This window comes from Novosphingobium sp. BL-S-21 (assembly GCF_055521655.1).
On the sequence record NZ_CM145496.1, the window covers coordinates 2,352,976 to 2,367,692 of the forward strand.

At 66.8% G+C, this 14,717-nt stretch carries 16 protein-coding genes; 9 read left to right on the forward strand and 7 right to left on the reverse strand.

All coding sequences use genetic code 11. From position 1 onward, the window contains the following. The first annotated feature begins 3 nt into the window (after positions 1-3). The 7 genes from argH (at position 4) to ACZ1J6_RS19655 (ending at position 6,119) form a co-directional block, all read left to right on the forward strand. Positions 4-1,377 (forward strand): argininosuccinate lyase, encoded by a 1,374-nt coding sequence (argH, locus tag ACZ1J6_RS19625; protein WP_465128283.1) that lies wholly within the window; start codon positions 4-6, stop codon positions 1,375-1,377. Between the two features lie 5 nt (positions 1,378-1,382). Continuing rightward, the gene (locus ACZ1J6_RS19630; RefSeq protein WP_132268031.1) at positions 1,383-1,622 is read left to right on the forward strand and encodes a hypothetical protein; all 240 of its coding nucleotides are present in this window, start codon (positions 1,383-1,385) and stop codon (positions 1,620-1,622) included. A gap of 70 nt (positions 1,623-1,692) precedes the next feature. Next, the gene (gene lysA / locus ACZ1J6_RS19635) at positions 1,693-2,952 is read left to right on the forward strand and encodes a diaminopimelate decarboxylase (RefSeq protein ID WP_134093809.1); all 1,260 of its coding nucleotides are present in this window, start codon (positions 1,693-1,695) and stop codon (positions 2,950-2,952) included. 81 nt (positions 2,953-3,033) lie between these two features. Next, complete coding sequence (locus tag ACZ1J6_RS19640) at positions 3,034-3,837, forward strand: precorrin-2 dehydrogenase/sirohydrochlorin ferrochelatase family protein (RefSeq protein WP_465127845.1); 804 nt, start codon at positions 3,034-3,036, stop codon at positions 3,835-3,837. A 180-nt stretch (positions 3,838-4,017) separates the two neighbouring features. Beyond that, positions 4,018-4,200: a hypothetical protein gene (locus ACZ1J6_RS19645; protein ID WP_132268037.1), complete on the forward strand. Its 183-nt coding sequence runs from the start codon at positions 4,018-4,020 to the stop codon at positions 4,198-4,200. 6 nt (positions 4,201-4,206) lie between these two features. Continuing rightward, a complete protein-coding gene (locus tag ACZ1J6_RS19650) occupies positions 4,207-5,223 on the forward strand; it encodes a hypothetical protein (RefSeq protein WP_465127846.1) in 1,017 nt (338 codons plus the stop codon). Further along, positions 5,211-6,119 carry a transposase gene (locus ACZ1J6_RS19655; protein ID WP_465127847.1) on the forward strand — a complete coding sequence of 303 codons (909 nt, stop codon included), beginning with the start codon at positions 5,211-5,213 and terminating at the stop codon, positions 6,117-6,119. The genes ACZ1J6_RS19650 and ACZ1J6_RS19655 overlap by 13 nt, the downstream gene beginning before the upstream one ends. A gap of 84 nt (positions 6,120-6,203) precedes the next feature. Here the strand turns inward: ACZ1J6_RS19655 and ruvX are convergent, their stop codons facing one another. Genes ruvX through pyrE form a run of 7 tightly spaced genes read right to left on the reverse strand, consistent with a single transcriptional unit; the run spans position 6,204 to position 11,703 of the window. Continuing rightward, entirely contained in the window at positions 6,204-6,689 is a 486-nt protein-coding gene (gene ruvX, locus ACZ1J6_RS19660; protein WP_132268043.1) for a Holliday junction resolvase RuvX, read from the reverse strand. Next, positions 6,671-7,786 carry a DUF3089 domain-containing protein gene (locus tag ACZ1J6_RS19665; RefSeq protein ID WP_465127848.1) on the reverse strand — a complete coding sequence of 372 codons (1,116 nt, stop codon included), beginning with the start codon at positions 7,784-7,786 and terminating at the stop codon, positions 6,671-6,673. The genes ruvX and ACZ1J6_RS19665 overlap by 19 nt, the downstream gene beginning before the upstream one ends. Positions 7,787-7,818: 32 nt before the next feature. Continuing rightward, positions 7,819-8,916: an AI-2E family transporter gene (locus ACZ1J6_RS19670; protein ID WP_132268046.1), complete on the reverse strand. Its 1,098-nt coding sequence runs from the start codon at positions 8,914-8,916 to the stop codon at positions 7,819-7,821. Further along, entirely contained in the window at positions 8,916-9,884 is a 969-nt protein-coding gene (lepB, locus tag ACZ1J6_RS19675) for a signal peptidase I (protein WP_132268048.1), read from the reverse strand. The genes ACZ1J6_RS19670 and lepB overlap by 1 nt, the downstream gene beginning before the upstream one ends. Before the next feature lie 19 nt (positions 9,885-9,903). After that, positions 9,904-10,314: a holo-ACP synthase gene (acpS, locus tag ACZ1J6_RS19680; RefSeq protein ID WP_465127849.1), complete on the reverse strand. Its 411-nt coding sequence runs from the start codon at positions 10,312-10,314 to the stop codon at positions 9,904-9,906. Between the two features lie 16 nt (positions 10,315-10,330). Beyond that, on the reverse strand, positions 10,331-11,071 hold the full coding sequence (locus tag ACZ1J6_RS19685; RefSeq protein WP_132268051.1) for a pyridoxine 5'-phosphate synthase: 741 nt from the start codon (positions 11,069-11,071) through the stop codon (positions 10,331-10,333). Between the two features lie 47 nt (positions 11,072-11,118). Further along, positions 11,119-11,703 carry an orotate phosphoribosyltransferase gene (gene pyrE / locus ACZ1J6_RS19690; protein ID WP_132268053.1) on the reverse strand — a complete coding sequence of 195 codons (585 nt, stop codon included), beginning with the start codon at positions 11,701-11,703 and terminating at the stop codon, positions 11,119-11,121. A 207-nt stretch (positions 11,704-11,910) separates the two neighbouring features. On the opposite strand from pyrE, the gene coxB reads away from it, so the two are divergent. Beyond that, the gene (gene coxB / locus ACZ1J6_RS19695; protein ID WP_132268055.1) at positions 11,911-12,975 is read left to right on the forward strand and encodes a cytochrome c oxidase subunit II; all 1,065 of its coding nucleotides are present in this window, start codon (positions 11,911-11,913) and stop codon (positions 12,973-12,975) included. A gap of 27 nt (positions 12,976-13,002) precedes the next feature. Further along, complete coding sequence (ctaD, locus tag ACZ1J6_RS19700) at positions 13,003-14,691, forward strand: cytochrome c oxidase subunit I (RefSeq protein WP_465127850.1); 1,689 nt, start codon at positions 13,003-13,005, stop codon at positions 14,689-14,691. Positions 14,692-14,717: the final 26 nt, after the last annotated feature.

Consider the following 14,717-nt stretch of genomic DNA (forward strand, 5'->3'; position numbering starts at 1 on the left):
CAGATGTGGGGTGGACGGTTCGAAGGTGGACCGTCTGCGATCATGCGCGAGATAAATGCCTCGATCCCCTTCGACAAGGCGCTGTGGAGACAGGATATCGCGGCCAGCAAGGCGCACGTCGCTATGCTGGGTGCCTGCGGGGTCGTTTCGGGCGAGGACGCGATCACTATTCGCGACGGCCTGGAACAGGTCGCGGCCGAGTACGAAGTCTCGGGAGTCCCGGAAAACTGGGATCTTGAGGACATTCACATGACCACCGAGGGCCGCCTTGCCGAACTGATCGGCCCCGTCGCCGGCCGTCTGCACACCGCGCGTTCGCGCAACGATCAGGTCGCGACCGATTTTCGTCTCTGGGTGCGCGATGCCGTCGATCAGGCCGACGCCGGCCTTGAAGCGCTGCAGAAGGCGCTCGTTTCCCGCGCCGGCGAGCATGCCGATTCGATCATGCCCGGCTTCACCCATCTCCAGACCGCGCAGCCGGTGACGCTGGGCCATCACCTGATGGCCTATTACGAGATGATCGGCCGCGACCGTTCGCGGTTCGCGGACGCCCGCAAGCGCATGAACCGCAGCCCGCTGGGCGCGGCGGCGCTGGCCGGCACCGGCTTCCCGATCGACCGCAAGATGACGGCGCAGGCGCTCGGTTTCGATGCGCCGACCGACAACAGCCTCGATTCGGTGTCGGACCGCGACTTCGCGCTCGATTACCTGATGGCCGCCGCGCAGTGCTCGCTGCACCTTTCGCGCCTCGCGGAAGAATTCATCATCTGGGCCAGCCAGCCCTTCGGCTTCGTGGCGCTGCCCGATTCGCTGTCCACCGGCAGCTCGATCATGCCGCAGAAGAAGAACCCCGACGCAGCCGAGCTGGTGCGCGGCCATTCGGGCCGGATCGTCGGCTGCCTCACCAGCCTGATGATCACGATGAAGGGCCTGCCGCTGGCCTATTCGAAGGACATGCAGGACGACAAGCCGCCGGTGTTCGAGGCCGCCAGCCTGCTGGCGCTGTCGATCGCGGCGATGACCGGCATGGTCGCCGAAACCCGCTTCCGCACCGATCGCATGCGCGGCGCGGCCGAACTGGGCTTCGCCACCGCCACCGATCTGGCCGACTGGCTGGTGCGCGAAGGCAACATTCCCTTCCGCGAGGCGCACCACATCACCGGTTCTGCGGTGAAGCTGGCCGAGCAGCGCGGCGTCGCGCTCGATCAATTGCCGCTGGAAGACCTCAAGGCCATCGACAGCCGCATCGACGAACGCGTATTCAAGGCGCTCTCGGTCGAGGCATCGGTCGCCGCGCGTCGGTCGCACGGCGGCACCGCGCCTGAGCAAGTACGCCTGCGCGTGGCCGAAGCCCGGCTCGCGCTCGGTTTGGAGTAAGCCTGATGCGCAAGACTGCCGCCCTGATCCTGCTTCTCGCGCTCTCGGCCTGCGGCCAGAGGGCGGCGCTGGCATTGAAACCGGGGCAGCAGCTTCCGCCCGCACCATACGGCCGCGAGCAGAAACCGGGCAGCGCCGAGCTGCTCCAGACGCCGACGCTGGCGATCCCCGAACGCAGCGTCGAGCTGCGCACCCGCTCGGAGCCACGGGACGACGATCCCTTCGATCTCCCGCCGCCTGAGTAGTTTCAGGCCAAATCGCTTTAGGCCGGATACACTTCCAGGCCGATCAGGCCTTCCAGATACCGAGACACCCATGGACCATTTTGCCCTGACCAACGGCGAGCTTTTCGCCGAAGACGTGCCGCTGGCCGTCATCGCCCGCGAAGTCGGCACGCCCGTCTACGTCTATTCCCGTGCGACCCTGAGCCGCCACGCCCGCGTGTTCCGCGAGGCGCTGGCCGAATTGCCCAGCGTCCACATCGCCTTTGCCGTGAAGTCCAACCCCAACCTTGCCGTGCTGCGCTTGCTGGCGAGCGAGGGCTACGGCGCCGATGTCGTCTCGGAAGGCGAGATGAACCGCGCGCTGGCCGCCGGTATCCCGGCCGGTGACATCGTCTTCTCGGGCGTCGGCAAGACCCGCCGCGAACTGACCGCGGCCGTCAAGGCAGGGATCGGCCAGTTCAACCTCGAAAGCGAGGAAGAGGGCGTCGAACTGGCGGAAATCGCCGCTGAACTCGGCTTGCGCGCCGCTTGCGCGCTTCGCGTCAATCCCGACGTGGACGCTCGCACCCATGCGAAGATCTCCACCGGCAAGGCGGACAACAAGTTCGGCGTCGCTTACGACCGCGCGGGCGGGATCTACGCCCGTCTCTCGGCTCTGCCCGGGCTGGAGATGAAGGGCCTTGCCGTCCACATCGGCAGCCAGATTTCCGACCTCGAACCCTCGCGCCTCGCTTTCCTCAAGATGGGCGAGCTGATGGAGGCGATTCGCGCCGAAGGTCATTCGGTGACTCACATGGATCTCGGCGGCGGCCTTGGCGTGCCTTACAAGGCCAGCGATTCGCTGCCGACCCCGCAGGACTACGGCGCGATGGTCGCCTCGGTGGCGAAGGACTGGGGCGTTACCCTGATGTTCGAACCGGGCCGCGTGATTACCGGCAATTCCGGCGTGCTCGTCACCGAAGTGGTGCGCGTGAAGGAGGGCGTGGTGAACCCCTTCGTCGTCGTCGATGCGGCCATGAACGACCTTGCCCGCCCGGCCATGTACGACGCCTGGCACGACTTTGCGGCCGTGAAGCCCAACGGCGCCACGATGACCGCGAACATCGTCGGTCCGATCTGCGAAAGCTCGGACACCTTCGCCATGGGCCGCGAAATCGACGAAGTCGCCGCGGGCGATCTGGCGATCTTCCGCACGGCCGGTGCTTATGGCGCGACGATGGCGAACACCTACAACAGCCGCGCGCTGGTGCCGGAAGTCATGGTGGACGGCGAAAAGTGGGCGGTGGTGGCCGCCCGCATCGAGCCGGAGACGATCCTGGCGGCCGAAACCGTGCCCGACTGGCTCGCCTGAGCGCCGGCTTCGACAAGCGCGGATCGAACGGATAGGAACGGCACGGTTTGCCGTTCCTTTTCGTTTCGAGGCCCTGTTTCCATGATCGAAAGCCTGCCCCTATTTCATCGCCTTTCGGGGCGTCCGGTCGTGGTCACCGGGGATGGCGAGGCGGCCGATGCCAAGCGGCGCCTGGTGGAGCGCGCGGGCGGCCGGGTGGTTCAGGACCTGGCCGAGGGCATGGCGGCGGGCGCCCGCATCGCCTTCATCGCCCAGGAGGACGAGGCGGCCGCCCGGGCCGCTGTCGCGCGCGCGCGCGCGGCCGGGATGCTGGTCAACGCCCCGGATCGCCCCGCGCTCTGCGATTTCACCGTCCCCTCGATTCTCGACCGCACGCCGGTGCTGCTGGCGATCGGCACGGGCGGGGCTTCCGCGGGGCTGGCCAAGCAGCTGCGCCTGCGGCTTGAGGCGCTGCTGCCGCAGTCGCTGGGCGTTCTGGCCAGCGCCTTGCTGGCGGCGCGTCCGGCGCTGCGCGCACGTTTTCCAGAGGCAGGCGAGCGGCGGCGGGCGCTGGATGCGGCGCTGGGGCAGGGCGGCGCGCTGGACCCTCTGGAGGACGCGGGCGCGGAGCGGGTGGCCGAGTGGCTGGCCCATGCCCCGCAGGCGCCGCGCGCTCCGGTGGAAATCACCCTGCGCAGCGCCGATCCCGAAGACCTGACCTTGCGGGAAGCACGCCTGCTCGGTTCGGCCGATCTGATCGTGCACGAGGCGGAAGTGCCCCCGGCCATTCTAGACCGCGCGCGCGCCGATGCCGCCCGGCAGCTGGCCGGGGCTGACGAGCAATCTTTCGAAATGCATCGCGGACTGGTCGTAACCCTCCGCTTCCCCGCCGCGAACCGGGGTTGATCGCGGCGACAGCTCTTGTTCGACAATAGTGTCGAACAATTTGCGCGGTTAAAAACAAGTTTACAATTTCAAGGAATTAACTCATTCAAAGGCGCGGTGTGCGGCAGACTTTGCCCAGTGTGACTTGAGACTACTGCGGCGCAGGAATGGCCGAAGGAACCGGTTTTGCAAATATCCGATGTGACGACTATCAAATTGCCGCAGATCGACTTTGCCAGCCTTCCCGATCTCGCCAGTTTTTCCGACTGCGATCGTCCCACCGCGCTGCACGGCGCGCTGACGGACCGACCCCGCCTGCAAAGCCTGGACGACAACCGCGCCCTGCTGCTCCCCTGCCTTTACGAACTGCATCCGGGAACGTGAACCGGGATGCAGGTGCATGACGACCTGAAGGCGCTTTCGCGCGACGCCGCCGCTTGGGAACAGGGCCAACGGACGCTCGCCCGGACGATCGCGGCGTGGCGGACTGCGCCGGAGGCCGCGTCGGTACTCGCCGCCCTCGACAGGTTCGGGCGGAAGGAACCGCTCGATTCCTGCGCTGCGCTGGCGGCGCTCTTCGCGAAAGTCGGCGATGCTGGTCCCGATCCGGCCCCCGATCCGGCCCCCGATACGCCCTCCGATCCTGCACGCGAGCTGGTGAGTGGGCTGATGCGCCGGGGATTGGCGGCGCTGGCGGCCCATCCGCTTGGCCAGATGCCGTTTCGCCATGCGCACAGGCAGGCGGCCGATACGCTGCTCCTGGCCCATTCGGGAACTGCCACGCTGGGGCTCGCGGTGTTCGACGGTGCGGCGCTCGCGCGGCAGCCCGCGCCCAGAACAGCGGAATTCGCGCCTGTCGAGACGTGGTTTCGCGTGCTGGCGGGAAGCGGGCGGGGCGACCTCACCACGCGCGAACCGGAAAGCGCCGCCTTGCGCACCGAAGCTCTCGATCTGGTGCCCGGCATGACGTTCCACCGGCATGGCGCGCGGCAGGCCCTGCAATTGCGGGAGGTTTCAGGCAGCCTCGTCGTCTTGCGGCTGCAACGGCTCACGTCGCTCCACGATCCCGTGCGCGAGGTGGCGCTGGGAGACGGCGACTTGCGGTCGCAAGCAGCGCTGACGGCGGAATACAGCCGAATGGACATGGCCATGGCCGCTCTGGCGGCGCTCGGGCGGCAGGACGCGGTTCCGGCGCTCTCGCGCCTGGTTCATGGCCAAGGCCCCGCCGCCCTGCGCTGGCAGGCGCTGCGGGCGATCCTGGCGCTCGATACCCGCGCCGGGCTGGTGCTCCTCAGAACGGTTGCGTCGAGCGATGATCCGGCCTTGTCCGGGCCCGCGCGCGACTTGCATCGCACTTTGGTCGCCCAATGGCCGGAGCTGGAGAAAGTGGCGCAATGGCGCGGATGATGACCATGCGCGACCCGACGAGCGCCTCGCTCGCGGAGTTCGTCGATGCACTGTCGAGCTGGGGCTTCGATCCGCGCGACGACGTGAGCCTGTCCCACGCGGCGAACTGGTTGCAGCGGCTCGGCAACGACCGGACGTTCCTGGGCGACATGCTGATCGACCTGATCTCCGGTCTGGCGCCTGTGCCGGACGGGGCGGACGCGCTGGAAGGGATCGGCGCGCATTCGATCATGCTGGTGACGCCGGGCCAGGGCAATTTCTTCCTCAACGCGCGCATCTGGCCGGCCGAGCAGGACGCGCTCTACCGCGCCAGCGGCCCCGAGGCGCTAGGCTACGGTCAGGCGCACGACCACAACTTCGACATGCTGGCGCTGGGCTATTTCGGGCCGGGCTACGCGGCGGACGAGTTCGAATACGACTACGGGGCGGTGGTGGGATACGAAGGGGAGCCGGTGGCGCTGCGCCCGGCCGGCCGGTTCGTGCTGGCACCGGGCAGCATGGTGCATTACCGCGCGCACCGCGACGTTCATGTCCAGCATCCCCCGGCCTCGCTGTCGGTGGCGCTGAACCTCGTGCATACGCAGGCCGTGCAAGGCTGGATGGACAGCTACGATTTCGATGCGGCGGGCGGCACCGTCACGCGGCTCCACGGCCATGGGCCGAGCGAGAGCTTTTTGCGGATCGCCGTCGCGCTCGGCGGCGGGGAGGCGCAGGATCTTGCGAGCCGGTTCGGCCAGTCCCATCCCAGCGACCGCATGCGCTTGGCCGCTTGGGAAGCGCTGGCTGGCGCAGCCGCGGGCGCCGAGGCGCGCGACGCCGTCTGGCGAGAGGCGGAAGGCTGCGGAAGCCGTCTGGTTGCCGCCGAGGCGCTGCGGCGGCGGGGAGACGACGGCTAGGGCGGCGCCTGTCGCGGACCGTCGACAGGCGCCGCCCTGGCGCCGGCTGTCTTCAGGCGCCGACGTTCCGGAATGACGGCCTTGTCAGAACATCCCGCCGACCAGGGCGTCGACGGCGCCTTGCAGGATCACCGCGGCGGCCGCGGAATCGATCCGCGTGGCGCGCTTGGCGCGGCTCATGTCCTGGTCGATCAGGCCGCGCTCGGCGCTGGTGGTGGACCAGCGCTCGTCCCAGAGCAGGATCGGCAGGCCCACCACCGAGAGGTTGCGGGCATAGGCGCGGCTCGATTGCGCGCGGGGGCCTTCGGAGCCGTCCATGTTGAGCGGCAGGCCGATGACGATTCCCTTGATGCCGCGTTCGCGGATCAGTTCCTCCATCAGAGCCTTGTCCGCGCCGAACTTGCTGCGCTTCAGCGTCTTGCCGGGGGAGGCGATGCGCCAGCCGGCATCGCAGAAGGCCGTGCCGATGGTCTGGGTGCCCAGGTCGAGGCCCATCAGCGCGCCCCGGTTTTCCGCCAGTACGGCGCGGTAGTCCAGCGCGTTGGTGGTGATCAATGTGCCTTCTGCCATGCCGCGACGCGTCCTTCGAAATCCGCGCGAAGGTTCGCCCAGAACAGCGTCACGTCATAGAGGTGGTAGTTGTTTCCGGGAAGCACGTAAGGCCCCAGATCCAGCGCCGGCGGCGGTCCGATGTGGAGAAAATGGTCGGATCCGCAGCTGGCCGGGACGGTCGCCTTGGCCAGAGTGCCGGTCCCGGTGTGGAAATCGGGCACCAGCGTGCCGAGATTGGCGGCAGCATCCGCGCTTCCGCCTTCGGTGCCGGTCAGCGGATTGGTGCAGAGGAACGGGCTGGCGGCCACGCTCTGCCCGTCGAGGCCGGTGCGGCGGGCGTAGGCGTTTGTCAGCATCTGCGTCTCGGCAGGATCGGCCACCGAAAGCCAGCTTATCACGCAGCCGGTCTGGTCGGAGCGCAGGCACGCGGGCAGGCCCATCCGGGGCAGGTCATGCGCCAGCGAGACCGGCCAGCCGATCACGTAGGCGGCGACGATGCGCTTGCCGAGCGGCTTCCCGGCTGCCCGGTCCCGCAGCACGCGGCGCAGCAGGAAGGCACCCTGGCTATGTCCGGCCACGACGATCGGGCGGCCCGCAGGTACGCTCTTCACGAACTGGTCGAAGGCGGCGAGCACGTCGGAATAGGCCAGGTCGATGGCGCGGTTGGCCTGGGGCGCGGCGGTAAGGAAGGCGCCGATGGCCGCCTGGCGGTAGCGCGGCGCCCAGATCTCGGCGCGATTGAAGGGGCTCGCCATGCCTTTGACGAAAAGTTCTGCGCGGCCCTGCGAGAAGTCATCCGCGAGATCGCCGTTCCAGGCGCTGCGCACGACAAGGCTGGTGGGGTGCACGAAGAACACCGCGACCGGCAGAGGGCTGGCCGGCTTCTCCACGCCCGGCGGCAGCCAGCGCGCGGGATCGTCCTTCATGTCTGGCCGGGCGATCCACATCTTCGGATCGCGCCAGGCGTCCGGCCCGAGGGCGTCCTTGGGGGCGTAATCCACCGTGGGCACGAAGGCGATTTCGGTCAGGTCTTCCGACCAGAGCCGCATGGCCGCCAGCAGGCCGATGGCGAGGATGACGAGAATGGCGATGACGTAGAGGAACTTGCGGGCCATGGTTCAGGATCTCGCCCGAGTGTGGCGGCGGGTCAAGCCGAAGCCTCCAGGCCGGCGGCAGTCTTGCCCCCGCCGTTGCGATCGGCCTCCCGTTCGAGCCAGATCTTGATCATCGCCACCAGCGGATCGGCCAGTGCCAGCCCGAGCAGGCCGAACAGGACGCCCATGATGAGCTGGGTCGCCAAGACCAGCGCGGGCGGCAGGTCCACGGTCTTGCGGGCGATCATCGGCACGATCAGGTAACCGTCGATCAGGTGGATCAGCAAGTAGACGACGATGGTGTAGAGCCCCATCTCGTACCCGCCCGAAAAGCCGACCAATATCATGATCATGCCGGAAATCGGCGCACCGATATTGGGCAGGAAGGCGAGCATGCCGGTGATGAGCCCAAGCAGGACCGCCATCGGCACGCCGTAGAATTGCAGCATCGCCCAGGTGAACAGGCCTTCCACGGTCATGCCGATCAGACGGCCGAACATCAGGCGGCGCAGGGCCTGGCCCATCATCTCCACCGTCGTTTCGAAATGATCGCGCCTGTCTATGGGCAGCATCCAGCCGACGCCGCGCTGGTAGAGCCGGGGCTCCAGGGCAAAGTAGATGCCCAGAACCAGGATCAGGAACAGGGTCGTGACCACCCCGATCAGCCCGCCGACCACGCGCGTCACTTGCCCGATCCCGCCAAGCGCCTCTTGTGCCATGCCGCGCAGTTCGGTGATGCGCGGCTGGATGCCATGGGCGTGAAGCCAGGTGAGGCCGTGGCGGAACTGGCTTTCGATCGTTGCCGGCAATTCGGCCGCCTGCATGGCGATCTGACTGCCGGCAAAGCGCCCGACCCAGAGCAGGAACAGCAGGGCCAGGAGCAGAACCATGCCCACGCGCAGTCCGCGCGGGATCTTCAGCACTTTGCCGATCAGGCGGGCGCCGCCGTCGATGAGGGCGCCGAAGACGATGCCGCCGAAGATGACGAGCAGCGATTGCGCCAGGAATACGGTGAGCGCCAGAAGCGCCGCCATCCCGATCCACACGAAGGCCTTGCGGGCTTCGGTACGGATCAGCGGATCGGAAATGTCGGTCGGACCGGCACGCTCGGCAAGATCGGCTCCTGCCTCCCGTTCCGGCCCCGTCGCCATCAGTTCGCGGCTCCGGAGGCCATGCGCGGCTGGTCGGCGCCGGACGGCCAGGTCTTGGAGGGATCCACGGGCGGACGCAGGCTGGTGAAGGCGCGGCCGGGGCGCAGCGCGCTCCACCAGGTCAGCGGGTTCCAGCTCTGTGTGCCGTCGAGAGAGAACGTGATGAATTCGGCCCGTCCGCCCACGTCGGACAGCGGCACGGGACCGCCGAGGCCGCCGCCGGGCTGGCCGAACATGTCGGTTTCGAACGGCGCCCGGCTGTCGGCCGAACGGTCGCGATCGTCGCCCATCAGGAAGACGTGACCTTCAGGCACCCTGACCTCCCCGTAATTGTCCAGTTCCTGGTTCAGATAGTCGATCACCTGATAACTGGCGCCGTTGGGCAATGTTTCACGGTAGGTCGGCATTTCGTAGACGCTCCGGCCGCTCGGCAGGCGGGTGCGGAACTGTTCGAAGCCCTCATAGCAATGGCCGGGCTCGGCATCGCCCTCGCAGGTCAGCGAATCGTCGGCGGCGATGCGGACGGGCGGCACCATTTCACGCGGCACGAAGCGGCCGTTGAGGCGGATGCGGCCGTCGATCACGGCGATGCGGTCTCCGGGCAGGGCGACCACGCGCTTGATCAGGTCGGCCTTGCGGTTGCCAGGCACGACGATGACGATGTCCCCGTATTCCGGCGTCCGGCCCAGCAGGCGCCAGGTGCTGCGCGGCAGCAGGTGGAAGCTGATCGAGGACCAGTTCCAGCCATAGGGATATTTGGAAACGACCAGCCGGTCGCCCACCAAGAGCCCGGGCATCATCGAGATCGAAGGGATGTAGAACGGCTTGGCGATGAAGGAATGGAATGCCAGCACGCCCAGCAGCATGAGCACGAGGCCGCGCAGCTCCTGGAACCAATTGACCTTCTCCGCGACCGGCGGGGCCTGAAGGGGCGCCGGGTTCACGGTCGGCTTGGGCTGTTGGATCATGTCCCGGGGATACTCGGCGTCAGGATTGGGGGAGGGGGCGTGCTTCGATGACCACGAAGGCCTGGGCCCATGGATGATCGTCCGTGAGCGTGAGGTGAACCACGGCCTCGTGTCCGGCCGGAGTCAGGCCGTCCAGCCGCAGTTTCGCGCCGCCGGTCAGCGCCAGCGTCGGCGCGCCCGAGGGGGCGTTGACGACGCCGATGTCCTTCATGAACACGCCTGCCTTGAAGCCAGTGCCAACGGCCTTGGAGAAGGCTTCCTTGGCGGCGAAGCGCTTGGCGAGCGTGCCGGCAACGGTGTGGGGACGGCGCGCCGCCTTGGCACGCTCCACATCGGTGAAGACGCGCTGGAGGAAACGATCGCCGAATCGGTCCAGCGAGTTCTGGATCCGCTCGATGTTGCAGAGATCGGAGCCGAGGCCGATAATCATGAAATTCCGGTCCTTTTCACCGAACCTCGTCCATCAACTGGCGCATTTTGCGCACGCTGGTTTCCAGACCGCAGAAGATCGCCTCACCGATAAGGTAATGGCCGATGTTGAGTTCCGCCAGTTGCGGAATGGCGGCCACTGGCTGGACGTTGTCATAGGTGAGGCCGTGGCCGGCGTGAGGCTCGATGCCGTTCTTCGCGGCCAGGGCGGCCATGTCGACGATGCGGCGCAGTTCCACCGCGACCTGCTCGCCTTCGGCATGGGCATATTCGCCGGTGTGGAACTCCACCACCGGGGCGCCCAGCTTCATCGCCGCTTCGATCTGCCGCGGCTCGGGCGCGATGAACAGGCTGACGCGGATGCCGGCGTCCGACAGGCGGGCGACGATCGGGGCGAGCCGGTTGTGCTGGCCGGCCGCATCCAGCCCGCCCTCGGTCGTGCGTTCCTCGCGGCGCTCCGGCACGATGCAGGCGGCATGCGGCCGGTGGCGCAGCGCGATCTCGAGCATCTCGTCGGTCGCTGCCATTTCCAGGTTGATCGGCAGGCCGGTGGCCTCGAACACCCGCTGGAGGTCTTCGTCGCGAATGTGGCGGCGATCCTCGCGCAGATGGACGGTAATGCCGTCACCCCCCGCCTGGGCCACGATCTGCGCGGCGCGCGCCGGATCGGGATGCTCGCCGCCGCGCGCGTTGCGGATGGTGGCGACGTGGTCGATATTGACACCGAGACGCAGACGGGAAGGGGTGAGGACGTTCATTCGCTCATCCTGAACGGGATAGGGGGCGGGCGGAAGATCGGCGGGGATCAGGGCTGGGCGCGGCTGCCCGGCTTGATCGCGGGGGTTGCGGCCAGTTCGGCCGGCAGCTCGTCCGCGGCGTACGTCGGGAAGTTCAGCGCCACCAGCGGGAAGAAGGGCACGCCGAGGTCCACCGCGCCCGCCGAACGGTCGATCAGCGATGCGGCCGCGACCACTTCGCCGCCGGCTTCCTCGATGGCCTTGATCGCCTCGCGGCTGGAAAGACCGGTGGTCACCACGTCCTCCACCATCAGCACTTTGTCGCCCGCTTCCAGCGAAAAGCCGCGGCGCAGTTCGAAAGTGCCGGTCGGGCGTTCCACGAACATGGCGTCGACCTGGAGGGCGCGGCCCATTTCCTGGCCGATGATGACCCCGCCCATGGCCGGCGAGACGACCTTGGTGATGGACTTGCGAATATCGTGGGGGAGTTTTGCAGCCAGGGCGACGGCGAGTCTCCCGGCGCGGTCCGGGTTCATCAGAACGCGGGCGCACTGGAGGTAGAAAGCGCTGTGTCGACCCGAGGAAAGCAGGAAATGCCCCTCAAGCAAGGCCTTGCTGGCGCGGAACTCGGCGAGGACTTCTTCTTCCTGCATCGACGGGTAATCCTTTGGTGCAATTTGCAATGTTCTGGCAGGGCGTCATGGACGCTTGCGTCAAAAATCCCCTAGAGGCGCTTGAGACAGGCGGCAAGGCCGCGTATAGCCCCCGGTGAAGGGGGGCACCAAGCCTCCGCAATAGGGGTGCGCGCTTGGGAGGCGACTCACTTGGGCGTTCATAAAGAAAACGGAAGCGCTATAACCATGATATTGGGCAAAACCGTTCGTACTTTGGGCGAGGCTGCAAGAGCTCTCGGTCTATATTCTGTCGCGGCCATGGCGTTCTCGTCGACTTTGGCAGTTTCTTCCGCAATCGCGGCGCCGGCTGCTTCGGCTGTCGTTCCGGCACCCGTCGCCAGCTATACGCCGCTGAAGCCGACCCCCGGCATCGGCATGCCGGTAGAGGGCGGAATCGGCCTCCAGCAGCAGTTTTCCAAGCTCGGCGAATATGGCGAGTGGATCCACGACGGCGTGCTGATGCCGATCATCACGGTCATCACGCTCTTCGTGCTGCTGCTCATCGTCATTATCGCGGTGCGCTACAACCGCCGCGCCAATCCGGTGGCCTCCAAGACCAGCCACAACACCATCCTCGAAGTGGTGTGGACGCTGGTTCCGGTGCTGGTCCTGATCGGCATCGCGGTTCCTTCGATCGACCTCATCGCCAAGCAGTACAAGCCGGCTCCCAAGGGCGCGCTGACCATCAAGGTCACGGGCAACCAGTGGTTCTGGACTTACGGCTACCCCGACAATGGCGACTTCGAGGTCGTCTCCAACATGCTCAACCTGCCCGGCCAGCCGATCATCAACAACGGCGTGCGCGAAGTGGGCTCCAAGCCCTGGGACGGCCCCTCGCATCTTGAGGTGGACAACCGCATGGTCGTGCCGGTGGGCGAACCGATCCGTCTGCAGATCACCGCGGCGGACGTGATTCACTCGTTTGCCGTGCCTTCGCTCTGGTTCAAGCTCGACGCCGTGCCCGGCCGCATCAACGAAAAGGTGCTGCTGGTCGAAAAGCCCGGCGTCTATTACGGCCAGTGCTCGGAACTGTGCGGCGCCAAGCACGGCTACATGCCGATCGCGGTCGAGGCGCTGCCGCGCGCCCAGTACGATGCCTGGGTCCTGACGCACGCCGGCGGCGTGATCGACGGACAGGCCAAGCCCGCCGCTGCCGCAGCAGCAGCGGCACCCGCAATGAGCCCTGGCGCCGTCGCCACGGCCGAAGCGACGGAGGCCTCGGCCTCCGAAGCCACCGCCGCAGCAGAATAAGCGCGAATCGAAGGACAGGGCTCCACCATGGCAACCACCGTTCCAGAACATTTCCAAGGGCATGCCGATCATCACGGCCACGCCGACCACGACCACAAGCCGAGCTTCTTCGCGCGCTGGTTCATGTCCACCAACCACAAGGACATCGGCACGATGTACCTGATCTTCGCGATCTTCGCGGGGATCATCGGCGGTGCCTTCTCCGGCATGATGCGCATCGAGCTGGCCGAACCAGGCATCCAGTATCTCGATATCTTCGCGCGCTGGTTCGGCGCGACGAACCCTGATTTCAACTCGACGCTGCATGTCTGGAACGTGCTCATCACCGCCCACGGCCTGATCATGGTGTTCTTCATGGTCATGCCGGCGATGATCGGCGGCTTCGGCAACTGGTTCGTGCCGCTCATGATCGGCGCGCCGGACATGGCCTTCCCGCGCATGAACAACATCTCGTTCTGGCTGACCGTGGCGGGCTTCATCTCGCTGCTCTGCTCCGCCTTCGTGCCCGGCGGCACGGGTCTCGGCGCGGGTACCGGCTGGACGGTCTATGCGCCGCTCTCGACCACCGGCTCGCCCGGTCCCGCGGTCGATTTCGGCATCTTCGCGCTGCACCTTGCCGGTGCCGGCTCGATCATGGGCGCGATCAACTTCATCACCACGATCTTCAACATGCGTGCTCCCGGCATGACCATGCACAAGATGCCGCTGTTCGTGTGGTCGGTGCTGGTCACCGCCTTCCTGCTGCTGCTCTCGCTGCCGGTCCTGGCCGCCGCGATCACCATGCTGCTGACCGACCGCAACTTCGGCACCACCTTCTTCGATCCTTCGGGCGGCGGCGATCCGGTGCTCTACCAGCACCTGTTCTGGTTCTTCGGCCACCCCGAAGTCTACATCATGATCCTGCCCGGCTTCGGCATCATCTCGCAGATCGTCTCGACCTTCTCGAAGAAGCCGGTGTTCGGCTACCTCGGCATGGCATACGCCATGGTCGCCATCGGCGTGGTCGGCTTCATCGTCTGGGCGCACCACATGTACGCCACCGGCATGTCGGTGAACACCAAGATGTACTTCACCGCCGCCACCATGGTCATCGCGGTGCCCACGGGCATCAAGATCTTCTCGTGGATCGCGACGATGTGGGGTGGTTCGGTCGAGTTCAAGAGCCCGATGGTCTGGGCCATCGGCTTCATCTTCCTGTTCACCGTCGGCGGCGTGACCGGCGTGGTGCTGGCGAACGGCGGCGTCGACGACGTGCTGCACGACACCTACTACGTCGTGGCGCACTTCCACTACGTGCTGTCGCTGGGTGCCGTCACCGCGCTCTTCGCCGGCTTCTACTACTGGTTCCCGAAGATGAGCGGCCGGATGCATTCCGAGTTCCTCGCCCACGTCCACTTCTGGATCTTCTTCATCGGCGTGAACATGATCTTCTTCCCGATGCACTTCCTCGGGCTGCAGGGCATGCCGCGTCGCTATCCGGACTATGCCGAGGCGTACCAGCACTGGAACCACGTCGCGACGATCGGCTACATGGTCATGGCGACCAGCCTGGTGGTCTGGCTGATCAACATGCTCTATGCCTTCACGGCCGGTCGCAAGGCCGAGGACAGCTACTGGGGCGAAGGCGCCACCACGCTGGAATGGACGCTGACCAGCCCGCCGCCGTTCCACCAGTTCGAGACGCTTCCCGTGATCGAGGAAGTTGCTCACCACTGATCGAAGCGTCGTCCCGGGGCTGACCC